Below are 12,287 nucleotides of genomic sequence, written 5' to 3'. Positions count from 1 at the left end.
CGCAATCACCAAATCAAGTAGCTATTTTCGGCGCACCGGGGTCACGCAAACGGCCCATTTCATCGACATAGACGCGGCGGGCATTTGCTTTAATCAACGGACCAGCACTCATCTGGATAAACCGAAATGGATCGGCTCTATCGCGGTTCCGCGCATCCGCATTGGCTTCAGTATGCGGTGCGATACAGAGGCCATTGCCAAGATCAAGTTTCTGCACATAGCCCAACAAAGTCTTACCATCCCGTTCAAAGCGTACCATGTCCCTTTTGAACACGCGCAACAGCCGTTTTGCGGCGGGATGCGGTTTTTTTTCATCCCCTGCTTGATGCGCTTCAAAGGTGGTCACAACCTGAGCCTTGATCTTGCCATCTGGCAGCCGCCAAATCTCATAGCAGTAATTGCTATCCCCCTTATAGGCTTTAAAGTGCTTGCCGTTTTTATCCTTGATTTCGACCCTTGCGGTTTCTTGTAGTGTTTCCGCAAGGCGCACACGCCGCAGTCCGAAATAAGGGTTGTTTGATCCATCGGGAAGTCTTTCAGCCGATGCAAAATCCGAAAGCGCCGCTTCAAACAACTTACCCTCTAGCCCTATGGTGATACGTTGAAGGTGCCGTTGCAGATCAACATCCCGTATATTCGCACCTCGGGTTGATATGGCGATATCGTTTGGTTTCAATGACATCAACGGCTTGCGGCTAACCACCGTATTGCCGCCTTTAATCCCATAGGCGGTATCATTGTGAAGTTGGCCCGACGTGCTATCTTTCCCCGATTGACGTGCAACCGGATCTATACGCCCGTGATCGGCGCGATGGCTGACAATGATTTTGGCAATCTGCGCCCCAATGTCTCTCCGAAAGCCTTCCCATGGCGGTGGCACAGATCGTGCTACCTGTTCGGCCCCGTCCAGTTCATCCTGCCCAGCGATTTTTGAAATCCGCTGGATCAGACTGCGGTCCGTCGCAGCAATCACCGCCGCGTCAATCGCGTGGTGGCGATGATCGGTGCGGTTTTTCGCCTTAACCGTCTGCGCTTCACTATCTGTCAAAGCTGTCAGCCCATTCAATCCCCAGTGTCGACGCAGCATCTCAGTCAGGCGACCGGGCACGACCCAGACATGGTTTTTTCCATCGCCCCCATCATACAAAGCATCCAGATAACTGCGGGCAATACGGGACAGATATTGGGTGTCTTTCAAGGCACGAGCGGAAAATTCGTTTTCGCCCTCGAACCGTTCCATCGCATCAGGGGCAAAGCGCCATGTCTTGTTGGCTGGCAGGTTCTTGAGGTTCGCCGCAATCACATTCCATTGATCGGTGTCGCCCCATACTTCCCACGGGGTTTTGTTGGTCTTTTGGCGGTTCGCCTCTTTCAGACACAAAGTCTTATTCGCAAACCCATCATCAAGCGTGCGCGAAAAGGGCAGGATGTGGTCCACATCACAAGACCCATCAAACAACATCCCTGCCGAAATCTGCTGCCCTGTATAGGGACATTTTCGGTGCATCACATCGTGACTCAGGTCTTCCCAAAGCCGCATGATCATCCGGTTTGCACCGGTGTCTTTCACGCCCAACTCCTCCACCAATTTCACGCCACGCGCCTTTGCCGCATCGGTGTTTTTCTTGATGACACGCTGGACCTCACGCTTTTGATCCTCCGACATCTTCAAATCACGAGCCAGTTCCACCACGATCTCATCTGGCTTGCCATAGGCCGTCACGATGCGGTTCACGAGGCGGCGGAGCTGGTTTAGACCGATATGCACGGTTGGATTTGTGATCCGTCCATAGCGGGTGACATCGTCGTCCTTTGGGTCATATGTGCCCGGGATCACATGACGATCAAGGATTTCACCGTAATAGGGCAAATTTTCGAATACAGCCCCCGTACGGCCATCCGAATGATGCCAGCCACAAGCGGCCACGGCTGCACTGTAGGATATGACATCTGCCTCAAGTGCGGCGAGAATCCGTTTTGTAGCAGACAGGCCCAAGCGGCCATAGCCCTCTGGCAGCGGAGTATTTACAGCCCCTTCGGCATGGACACGGTCAAGCCCATGATCTGCCATAAAATAACTAACAAGCGCCTGAAATTCACTGTCACTTTGCACCGCGCGGATACGCTCGATCACGTCCCATTGCCCAACTATGTCAAGCGCAGACCAACGACTACCAAAGCGGTCGGGATGCGACAGGCTGGCACGAACCGGATCGCAGGCAATCCCATCACGGTTGGCCGTTTCCAAAGTAAAGCTCTGATCTGAACGCAGTTTGATTACCTTGCCAAGCGCCTTGAGTTTCATCGCCATGCCCGCGAGCGACTTTGTATGCGCCTTGTTGTCGAGTGCATGGACTATTTGGTCACGTTCCTCGAGGGTCAGGCTACGCTTCGGTTCGCCCAATGCAGCAATGCGCAAACCATTAACAGTTTCCATTAAAATGCGTCGCTGATTCAGCGGATGCGCACTTGGGATGCGCCGTTCATCAGTGAACAGGCACAGCCCGACTTCAGGTGTCTTCAACGGCCGTTGATGAAAAATAATCAAGCGAATTTCATCACGTAATTCGTTGGTCAGGATATCAGGGGCATATTGTGATTGAGAAGCCCATAACTTGCCAAATTCTTCCGATAAATGCCGCCGGTCGGGGTAATAATCATAGCCCGCCTCTTCTTTTTCGGCGTGATCACGGCGCGCCACCGTAAGCCGTGTGCGCACGCTTGGAATCTGCTTTGCATCCGTCGCGGCGCTGCGGAACATATGCAAAAACTCACCATAGGTTCGCGCACCTTTAGCCATCATCGCTTGATCAAGCCGCGCTGTCGCATCCTTGATCTTACCGCTTTCATTGTCGCCACGGTCTGTTTTGCGGTTCGATTTAAACCCCCGCCGTTGGTTGAGATGGAACAAGGCCCGCCCGAAATGCGTCAACGGCAATTCCTGCTCCAACCCCTCTGCCCGCAATGCATAAGGATCGAGCAGTTCCAGCGCCTTTGCTTCAGCTGGGTCCGCAGGCATCAGACCCACGGCCGCCATACGTTTCATCAAGGCAGCCTTGCGGCGCAAAAAACGGTCACGTCGACGACGCTGACTTCGAGCTTCTCGACGATCCACTGCGAGCGAAGCCCCCGACTTAGGATCACGCCCATCCGAAAACACCCGGACACCACCGTCCACTACTGAAGAAATGCTCCCTTCTTTAGTGGCATACAGCCACCAACCGATAGAATTAGTGCCAATATCAAGTCCGAGACGCATTCGAGGACCCCACCCAAAAATCAAACCTTTGCATCCGAGCAATTGCAGCTCAACCAGAAAGAGTGCTTGACCCAGCACGGTCAACGACTAAGTTAGGGGAGTTCAAAATCCGTGGTCGAGCCGTTAACAAGCATTCGATTGCACCACATCAAAGCGCAGGCTACGGCCTGCGTTTTCTCGTTTAAGAAGCCGTGTTCAAATACGGTTGGGGAAACCTAAGTCTCACCCTGTCGCCAATGCCGTGACTAATTCGCTCCATTGTCGCTTCGCCCAGAGTAAATAGCTAAACGCTGTTGTTGTCATCTTTTCATGTCTCATGGTTTTGCAACGACGTCTTGAACGCGTCCGACGGCAAAGTTCGATCACTGAACTTCTCATTTGAGGTCTCGCGAATGCTATTCAACCATTTTAAGCCACTCATGACTTTTGTCACACGCCTGTGAACACCACATGTAGCCCGTGAAACAACCGAAGGCACAATTCACGGCTTCATTCAGCGGCTTTATCCGTAAATCCCACGACGCACGTTTGGCATCGTTTCTAAACGCAAAAGGGGTTCATGCCCCGATGGCTTCAATTGGCAAAGCGAGGGGCGCGGAACAGCGCTTGTGAATGATATCAACAGCCTGATTGCCGAACTTTCGGACACTGTGCAAGGTCGCGTCAAAGCGGAATTGGACCACCTTGCCAGCTTGGCCACACCACAAACCATGACCGCAGCGGAACAAATATGCAGCGCCCAGCGCATTGATCTAGAAGGGTTGCAGGGCATTCAGGACGTCCAAGCTGCCCTTGCCAGCGAAGTGAAATCCCCCTTTGGCGTGATCCTAACGTCCCAAGGCACCCTAGCCGTCCTCCCCTTCGTGACGGCTCAGCTAGACGACGTATTGAGGTTTGACCCGAAGGCCGGAAAACTCATAGCAGTCGCCGACCTTCGTGCCATCGCAGGCGTTCCTGAAACACGCGCTGGCGGGCGATCCAATGACTATGAAAACCCGATACGTGAGTTAAGGGCGCTTCGAACCAGCCAAGGTCCCGCACTGCAGGGACGTAACGCAGAAGCAAAGGCGCTGCAGGCAGAGCTTGAAAAACAATTTACAGACATGAAATGCCCATCATTACCGACGGTTAAGAGATATGTATCCGAAGTCAGAAGTGGATCATAACTGGATCAAAACGCACCGTCTGTTTTGATCCAGCCTGCGTCCGCCTAGGTTCATCTGTCACCAAATGATGGAGAATGAACCATGACAACCACGAAGCAATCAGCCCACTCAACACCCCCTATCGCAGTTTCCCCTGATGAAGCCGCGCGGCTGGCGGGGATCGCCGCCTTGGTATCCCTCAAGATCAAACACGTTGATTTGCGCGAACAATCCGTCACCCAAAACCCCCGCGAAGTCGCAACCAAGTTTGGCAAGGTCATCGACACTTTCTTTGCTAAAGAGTTTGAAGAAGCCGAAACCGCTCTTGCCGAATGGGTGACATATTGCGACGAAGTAGCGCTCTACGGGCCAGATGACCCGCTGTTCCCTGCAACTGCAATCACCGCCAAGTCAAATTCGGGGTTTGAGGCAAGCGGCTTTACACGCGGCCATTGGAAAAGCACCGAACCTGTGCGCAAGATCGTTCGCAGCGCGTTTGAAGCTGCAGGCGTCCCTAACTACGGCCCCTACGCCTTTCGTCACATGCTGGCGCGCCATGCAGCCAAAAATGCGAGTTCTGTGGCTGAACTGGTCGCCGCATCGCAGAACCTTGGACACACCGATGTTTTGACTACATTGCGCAGTTACGGCCAAATCAGCCGTGAAGATCAACGCAAACTGATTACTGGAAACACCTCTGATTTAGACTGAGACAAGGCAAATCAAGCAAAGGCATGATGTGGGAACGATGTGGCGCAATTCTGAATTATTACTTCAAAATCAACACATTACACTGAATTAATGGCGGAGGCTCAGGGATTCGAACCCTGGGGACGCTCTCACGCCCGTCGGTTTTCAAGACCGGTGCATTCGACCACTCTGCCAAACCTCCGCTGTTCGCCCCTCCTAATGTGCAAAAATTGATTCGGCAAACCGGAATTCACCCCATTTCAGGCCAGAAGGAAAAATGCCGTCATTTGGGGAAAATCGCCGATCCCCCTCTTGCAGCCTTTTCAGGTGTGGCGTTGCAGGTTAATGTGCGCCCAAGATCCCCAGCAAGGGGACCAAAGGCGAGCCGTAATCAACGGCATAACGAGGTCAACAGTGGCCCACAGGCAAGGACGAAAACAGATGAGCAGGCCTATGGATATGACGCGCAGCCCCCGGCAAACCGCCCGGATGACCGTCGCGGCAACGCTTGCCCTGACCCTGCTTGCCGGGTGCGACGAAAACGGAAAATTCAAAATACCGATGCCCAATGCCGGCCCCGCCGCGACAACAGCCGGCAGCACAAAATCCACCAAACTGGTCGAACGTGACGTTGAGGCACCCGAAGTATTCTCCGCCACCGATCAGGGATTGTGGGACGGGCGTCCCTCGCTTGGTGGGGTTTGGGTGGCCCATCCGGATGTCACTGAACCAGAGCGGGTGATTATCCGCAACGAGGCCAATGGCAAGTTTGTCATCGGCGCGTTGTTCCGCAAAGAACGCGACCTGCCCGGTCCCAAATTGCAAATTTCATCAGATGCCGCAGCAGCGCTTAGTATTCTGGCCGGTGCCCCTGCCCCGCTGAACGTGACGGCCCTGCGCCGCGAGGAAACCGAGGAAGCCGCACCGGGTGACGAAACCGCAACCGGAACGGTCGACGCACCCGCCAAAGTGTCCCAGACCTCCCTTGATCCGATCGCCGCAGCCGGTGCTGCGATTGATGCGGCACCAACCCCCTCATCACCGCCAAAACCCACCAAACCGCGCGCGGCATCCTCATTGAACAAACCCTTTGTTCAGCTTGGCATTTTCTCGATCGAAGGCAATGCAACCCGCGTCGCCAAACAAATGCGCTCTGCCGGAATGGTCCCTTCGGTCAAACAATCCGAGATCAACGGCAAACCGTTCTGGCGTGTGCTTGTCGGCCCGGCCATGTCAAAATCAGAACTTAACAACCTCATCAAGGCGATCAAAGCCGAAGGCTTTTCCGACGCCTATGCGGTCACCAACTAACGGGAGCCCGCCTGTCCATGTTTCGCATCCTTTCTGCCACAGCCCTTGCAGCCGGCCTGACGCTGGCCCTGTCGGTCTCGACCGCCGCCGCCTTTGAGACCAAGGCAACAGCGGCCTATGTTGTCGATCAAACCACCGGCACCGTGCTGCTGGCCAAAGACGCAGACACGCCTTTGCCGCCGGCGTCGATGTCCAAGCTGATGACGCTCTATCTGGCGTTTGAGGCTGTTGCATCCGGGCGGTTGGAGCTGGATCAAAAACTGCCGGTTTCGGCTGATGCTGCGGCCTATAGCGGGTCAACCATGTTCCTTCAGGAAGGCGAGCGGGTGTCCGTCGAAGACCTGTTGCGCGGCATCATCGTCTTGTCAGGCAATGACGCCTGCGTGGTAATTGCCGAAGCACTGTCAGGCACCGAGAACCGCTTCGCCCGTGACATGACCATGCGTGCCCAACAGCTGGGCATGACAAACTCGACCTTTATGAATTCGAACGGCTGGCCCAAGCCCGGACACCGTATGTCGATGCGCGATCTGGGGCTTCTGGCAAACCGGCTGATCTCGGATTTCCCACAGTTCTATCCGATGTTCGCAGAGCGTGAATTCCTGTTCGATGCAAATGAAAGTTCGAACCGGTTTAACCGCAACCCCCTGTTGAAATTGGATATTGGTGCAGACGGTCTAAAAACCGGACATACCAATGAGGCCGGATATGGGCTTGTGGGCAGCGCCAAACAGGGGGATCGCCGGGTGATCTTTGTGATCAGCGGCCTGGACAGTGCAGCAGGACGGGCGCGCGAATCTGAATCCATCGTGAACTGGGCATTTCGCCAGTTCAGCCAGAAAACCCTTGGCACCGCCGGCACACAGCTGGCCGAGGCCCCCGTCGCCATGGGTGATCAGCCGACTGTCGGGTTGGAACTGGCAGAAGATCTTTCGGTTTTGACCCCGATTTCCGCCAGTGGCGGATTGACCGGCGAAGTTGTGTTTACCGGCCCCTTCCGTGCCCCGATCACCAAAGGGGATGCCATCGCGGAACTGATCCTGACACGCGACGGCCTGCCAGAAATCAAGGTGCCTCTGGTCGCGTCCCAGAACGTGCAACCCGGTGGCTTCATGGTAAAAATGACCGCCGCAGCCAAACATCTTCTGGCCCGCCTGAATGCCGGACCACAGGACGCTTCGTGAACCACGCGGGTCTGTTTATCAGCTTTGAAGGGATCGACGGGTCGGGCAAGTCTACACAGGCGCGCCTGCTGGCAGATCACCTGCGCAGCCTCGGTCATGACGTGGTTCTGACCCGTGAACCGGGCGGCTCGCCGGGAGCCGAAGAAATTCGCGCACTGGTCTTGCAGGGCGATCCTGACCGCTGGTCGGCGCGCACAGAAATCCTGTTGTTTACCGCCGCCCGGCGCGACCATCTGGAACGCACGATCCAGCCGGCGCTGGACGCGGGCAAGGTGGTAATCTGTGATCGGTTTGCCGATTCAACCCGCATGTATCAGGGACTGTCACGCGGTGATCTGCGCGCTGAGGTTGATAAGTTGCACCAGCTGATGATTGGCGTGGAACCGGACCTTACGGTGCTGATCGACATGGACCCGGCACAGGGATTGTCGCGGGCGCTGGCCCGTCAAACCGTCGAAGAACGGTTTGAGGACTTCGGCGAAGGACTGCAACAGGCGATGCGCAAAGGGTTTCTGGCCCTCGCTGACGATTTTGCAGAGCGCTTTGTCACCATCGACGGCGGGCGGGCCATCGAAACCGTGGCCACCGACGTGCAGCAGGCGGTCAGCGCACGCCTGCCGTGCTGAGCCTTCCCTCCTGCGCCAAACCTGCTAGACCCGGATCATGAGTGACGACGCCCCACAACCCGACCGCCTTGCCGGTGCCCCCCATCCGCGTGACACCCCCCGTCTGATCGGGCAAGATGCCGCCGAAGCGGCCTTTCTGGATGCTTTCAATTCAGGCAAACTGCATCACGCATGGATGCTGACCGGCCCGCGCGGTGTTGGCAAAGCGACGCTGGCCTGGCGCATTGCGCGTTTCCTGCTGGCCACACCAAACGATGACGGGGGAATGTTTGCCGCCCCGACACCCGACACACTTGATATTGCCCCCGACCATCCCGTGGCGCGCCGTATCGCCGCCAATGGCGAAGGGGCGCTGCGGTCGGTCACCCGCTCTGTGAACCCCGACACCAAAAAGATGCGCAAGCAGATTGTCGTGGACGACATCCGCGCGCTGAACGGGTTCTTCCAGATGTCAGCGGCGGATGGCGGGCGGCGTGTGGTGATCATCGACGACGCCGACGAAATGAACCCGAATGCGGCCAACGCCCTGTTGAAAATGCTGGAGGAACCGCCCGAACGCGCCGTGTTGTTGTTGCTCAGCCACCAACCCTCTGGCCTGTTGCCCACGATCCGCTCGCGCTGTCGGGTGTTGCGGCTGCACCCGCTGGACACCACAGAGATGCAAGCCGCCCTCGCCGCCTCAGGTGTCGAGATGCAAGGCGATCCAGCCGCCCTTGCGGCGTTGTCGGGCGGCTCTGTTGGCGGTGCCCTGCGGCTGTCGCTGATGGGTGGGCTTCAGATTTACGCCGAACTGGTCGCGCTGATGTCTTCGCTGCCACGCATGGACCGCGCCCGGGTGATCAAACTGGCCGAGGCCGCAGCCCAGCGCGGTGCCGAAGAAAAGCTGATACTGCTGTTTGCTCTTGTTGATCTGTTGCTGGCCCGTCTGGCGCGTACCGGTGCCACCGGCGTGGTGCCACAGGCCGAGGCAACACCGGGCGAAGCCGAGCTGCTGCTGCGCCTGTCTCCAACCCCGTTTCAGGGCCGCAAATGGGCCGATCTGGCACAGGAAGTTTCAGCGCGGGTGCAACATGGCATGGCCGTGAACCTTGACCCTACCGCCTTGGTCCTAGATACCCTGCAAAAGATAAGTGACTGCGCCCCAAGGTAGAATGACGGACAGTATGACTGACGCCTCCCAGATGACCGACACCATGGTTGCCCCCCTGATCACGGACAGCCATTGCCACCTCGATTTCCCCGATTTCCAAGATCAGCTGCCCGAGGCCATCGCCCGCGCAGCGGACGCCGGTGTCACGCGCATGGTCACAATCTGCACCAAGCTGCGTCAGGTCGAAACCGTGCGTGCCATTGCCGAGGCCCATGCGCCGGTGTTTTTCGCTGCCGGCACACATCCGATGTCCGTGGCCGACGAACCTCTGGTCAGTGTCGATGACCTGATTGCCCTGACCGCCCACCCCAAGATGGTCGGCATTGGCGAAACCGGACTCGATTACCACTATACTGCCGACAGCAAAGACATTCAGCAAACCTCTTTGCGGATACATATCACAGCCGCCCGCGAGACCGGTTTACCGCTGATCATCCATGCCCGTGACGCGGACGACGACATGGCGCGCATCCTGAGCGAAGAGCATCGCAACGGGGCCTACTCCTGCGTCATGCATTGCTTTTCATCTTCGCCGGAGCTGGCCCGCGCCGCGCTTGATCTTGGGTTCTATCTCAGCATGTCAGGCATCACCGCCTTTCCCAAATCCGCCGACCTGCGCGACATCTTTGCCGCCGCACCGCTGGACCGCATATTGGTGGAAACCGACGCGCCCTATCTGGCCCCGCCGCCCCATCGCGGCAAACGCAACGAACCCGCCTTTGTCGCCCATACTGCGCGACGCGCTGCCGAGACCTTTGGCATGGATTATGCCGATTTCGCAGCCCAGACCGAACAGAACTTCGAACGCCTGTTCCACAAGGTTGCCGCCTATCAAGGAGCCAGCTGATGGCCGAAATGCGCATCACCATTCTGGGCTGCGGATCCTCTGGCGGGGTGCCGCGTCTTGGCGGCCATTGGGGGGCCTGCGATCCTGAAGAGCCAAAAAATGCCCGACGACGCTGCTCGATACTGGTTGAACGCGTCACCGACACCGGCACAACATCCGTTCTGATCGACACGTCCCCCGACATGCGCAGCCAGCTTCTGGATGCCGGCGTCGGGCGGCTTGACGGGGTGCTTTACACCCATGCCCATGCCGATCACGTGCATGGGCTGGATGATCTGCGGATGATCGTGATCAACATGCGGGCACGCCTGCCGGTCTGGGCGGATGCCCCGACCAAGGCGGCGCTGCTAGAACGCTTTGGCTATGCCTTTGTGCAACCTCAAGGGTCGATGTATCCGCCGATCCTTGATCTACATGACATTGACGGGAACACCACCGTTGATGGTCCCGGCGGGGCGCTGACCTTTTCGTCGTTTCTGGTCAACCATGGCGGCATGGATGCCTTGGGGTTCCGGGTGAACGACGTCGCCTATCTACCTGATGTTGCAAAGATTCCCGATGATGTCTGGCCACACCTGCAAGGCCTGTCCTGCTGGATCGTCGATGCCCTGCGCCGTGATCCACACCCCACCCACAGCCATCTGGATCAAACGCTGGACTGGATCAGCGACATGGCCCCCGCGCGGGCCGTCCTGACCAATATGCACAACGATCTCGACTATCAGACCATCGCCGCCGAAACCCCCGATCATATCGACCCTGCCTTTGACGGCATGGTCCTGACCTTCCCGCTGGACTAAGACCCGCCCGGCCCCTGTCATCAAGGCCCGTTTGTGCAAACGCTTCTGGACGTCATCCTACCCGTTTTTCTGGTCATCGGCTTTGGCTATGTCGCGGTGTGGCGCGGGCTTTTTCCAATGGCGGGCATCGACGGGGTCCTGCGCTTTGCACAGAATTTTGCCGTGCCCTGCCTGCTGTTTCAGGCGATTGCGAAAATAGACATCGCCGCGTCTTTCGATCCGCGGCTGCTGATCAGCTTTTACACCGGTGCGGCGGCCTGTTTTGCACTTGGCATTTTCGGCGCCCGCCTGCTGTTCAAACGCGACTGGGAAGACTGCGTCGCCATCGGGTTTTGCTGCCTGTTCTCCAATACCGTCCTGCTGGGCCTGCCAATCTCGGAACGGGCCTATGGCCCTGACGCCTTGACGGGAAACTTTGCCATCATCGCCTTTCACTCGCCGTTTTGTTACGGGCTTGGCATCACCGTCATGGAAATCGTGCGCGGGCGCGGTCAATCCGGTGTGGCACTGCTGCGCTCTGTGACCCGCGCGATGTTTCGCAATGCGCTGGTGCTGGGCATTCTGGCCGGCTTTACGGTCAACCTGACGGGGGTGGCCCTGCCCGGGGTTGTCGATGATGCCCTGTCGCTGATTGCGCGGGCCGCCTTGCCGGCTGCCCTGTTTGCGCTTGGCGGGGTGTTGATCCAATATAAACCCGAAGGCGACATGAAAGCGATTACGATGGTCTGTGCCCTGTCGCTGCTGGTGCATCCTGCAATCGTCTGGGGCATGGGCAGTGCGCTGACGCTAGATCGTGACCTGTTTCGTGCGGCTGTGCTGACCTCTGCCATGGCCCCGGGGTTCAACGCCTATATCTTTGCAAACATGTATGGCCGCGCCCGCCGTGTGGCCGCCTCTGCGGTGCTGATCGCAACTGCCAGTTCCATCTTCAGCGTCTGGTTCTGGCTGGAAGCCCTCGCCTAGTCTCAAGACTCAGGGTCAGGCCCCCAATTTCACCTGTGCGGACTTTGGCGTTGGTGCAAGGGCGGGTTGCTGCTAGGGTCAGGACCCATTAATCCTGTACCGTCAGTTTGCCCGTTTTTTTCGCTAACAAGGAGCATCTGTGCAGAAATAATGATTCTACTTCAAACAGATGTGACGATGGAAACGGCAAAATCGGGCGAACCCGCAGGGCGGTAATTTCACTTCATTTCAGCGCCTTGGACCGCTTGCAAATAGAACCACTATTGACCGCGCGGCCCAAACCATTGAAATTTCGTGAAATTGCCGCTGACG

The 12,287-nt window shown here is 57.2% G+C and carries 10 protein-coding genes and 1 tRNA gene; 9 read left to right on the top strand and 2 right to left on the bottom strand.

Translation table 11 applies throughout. The annotated features are described in order from the left end of the window. Positions 1–13: 13 nt before the first annotated feature. Positions 14–3,259, bottom strand: a complete 3,246-nt coding sequence (gene cas9, locus HKX44_RS01290) for a type II CRISPR RNA-guided endonuclease Cas9 (protein ID WP_346348161.1) — start codon at positions 3,257–3,259, stop codon at positions 14–16. A 608-nt stretch (positions 3,260–3,867) separates the two neighbouring features. Here cas9 and HKX44_RS01285 point away from each other — a divergent pair. Both HKX44_RS01285 and HKX44_RS01280 read left to right on the top strand, forming a co-directional pair. Further along, positions 3,868–4,425, top strand: a complete 558-nt coding sequence (locus HKX44_RS01285; RefSeq protein WP_276149494.1) for a hypothetical protein — start codon at positions 3,868–3,870, stop codon at positions 4,423–4,425. Between the two features lie 81 nt (positions 4,426–4,506). Continuing rightward, positions 4,507–5,115 (top strand): site-specific integrase, encoded by a 609-nt coding sequence (locus HKX44_RS01280; RefSeq protein WP_276149493.1) that lies wholly within the window; start codon positions 4,507–4,509, stop codon positions 5,113–5,115. 91 nt (positions 5,116–5,206) lie between these two features. Here the strand turns inward: HKX44_RS01280 and HKX44_RS01275 are convergent. Beyond that, positions 5,207–5,296, bottom strand: a tRNA-Ser gene (locus tag HKX44_RS01275). Between the two features lie 359 nt (positions 5,297–5,655). Here HKX44_RS01275 and HKX44_RS01270 point away from each other — a divergent pair. From HKX44_RS01270 to HKX44_RS01240, 7 genes are read left to right on the top strand one after another with little or no spacing between them, the layout of a single operon-like run. Next, complete coding sequence (locus tag HKX44_RS01270) at positions 5,656–6,405, top strand: SPOR domain-containing protein (RefSeq protein WP_276150776.1); 750 nt, start codon at positions 5,656–5,658, stop codon at positions 6,403–6,405. A gap of 17 nt (positions 6,406–6,422) precedes the next feature. Continuing rightward, positions 6,423–7,589, top strand: coding sequence for a D-alanyl-D-alanine carboxypeptidase family protein (locus tag HKX44_RS01265; RefSeq protein WP_276149492.1), 1,167 nt, complete (start codon positions 6,423–6,425; stop codon positions 7,587–7,589). Beyond that, positions 7,586–8,215, top strand: a complete 630-nt coding sequence (gene tmk, locus HKX44_RS01260) for a dTMP kinase (RefSeq protein WP_276149491.1) — start codon at positions 7,586–7,588, stop codon at positions 8,213–8,215. Before HKX44_RS01265 ends, tmk begins: the two co-directional genes overlap by 4 nt. Positions 8,216–8,252: 37 nt before the next feature. After that, positions 8,253–9,365, top strand: coding sequence for a DNA polymerase III subunit delta' (locus tag HKX44_RS01255; RefSeq protein ID WP_276149490.1), 1,113 nt, complete (start codon positions 8,253–8,255; stop codon positions 9,363–9,365). Between the two features lie 31 nt (positions 9,366–9,396). Then, positions 9,397–10,212: a TatD family hydrolase gene (locus HKX44_RS01250; protein ID WP_276150775.1), complete on the top strand. Its 816-nt coding sequence runs from the start codon at positions 9,397–9,399 to the stop codon at positions 10,210–10,212. Then, positions 10,212–11,012, top strand: coding sequence for an MBL fold metallo-hydrolase (locus HKX44_RS01245; RefSeq protein ID WP_276149489.1), 801 nt, complete (start codon positions 10,212–10,214; stop codon positions 11,010–11,012). The genes HKX44_RS01250 and HKX44_RS01245 overlap by 1 nt, the downstream gene beginning before the upstream one ends. A 33-nt stretch (positions 11,013–11,045) precedes the next feature. Further along, a complete protein-coding gene (locus HKX44_RS01240; RefSeq protein ID WP_276149488.1) occupies positions 11,046–11,975 on the top strand; it encodes an AEC family transporter in 930 nt (309 codons plus the stop codon). Positions 11,976–12,287 lie beyond the last annotated feature (312 nt).

Source organism: Sulfitobacter sp. M05 (genome assembly GCF_029285175.1).
GTDB lineage: Bacteria > Pseudomonadota > Alphaproteobacteria > Rhodobacterales > Rhodobacteraceae > Sulfitobacter.
This window is presented reverse-complemented; position numbering and strand designations above follow the sequence as displayed.

What these genes read in the sequence shown, in the direction of transcription:
- HKX44_RS01270 (WP_276150776.1), top strand. Translation starts at nt 5,656, where the DNA reads ATGCCCAATGCCGGCCCCGCCGCGACAACAGCCGGCAGCACAAAATCC.
- HKX44_RS01245 (WP_276149489.1), top strand. Translation starts at nt 10,212, where the DNA reads ATGGCCGAAATGCGCATCACCATTCTGGGCTGCGGATCCTCTGGCGGG.
- HKX44_RS01265 (WP_276149492.1), top strand. Translation starts at nt 6,423, where the DNA reads ATGTTTCGCATCCTTTCTGCCACAGCCCTTGCAGCCGGCCTGACGCTG.
- cas9 (WP_346348161.1), bottom strand. Translation starts at nt 3,259, where the DNA reads ATGCGTCTCGGACTTGATATTGGCACTAATTCTATCGGTTGGTGGCTG.
- HKX44_RS01255 (WP_276149490.1), top strand. Translation starts at nt 8,253, where the DNA reads ATGAGTGACGACGCCCCACAACCCGACCGCCTTGCCGGTGCCCCCCAT.
- HKX44_RS01250 (WP_276150775.1), top strand. Translation starts at nt 9,397, where the DNA reads ATGACCGACACCATGGTTGCCCCCCTGATCACGGACAGCCATTGCCAC.
- HKX44_RS01280 (WP_276149493.1), top strand. Translation starts at nt 4,507, where the DNA reads ATGACAACCACGAAGCAATCAGCCCACTCAACACCCCCTATCGCAGTT.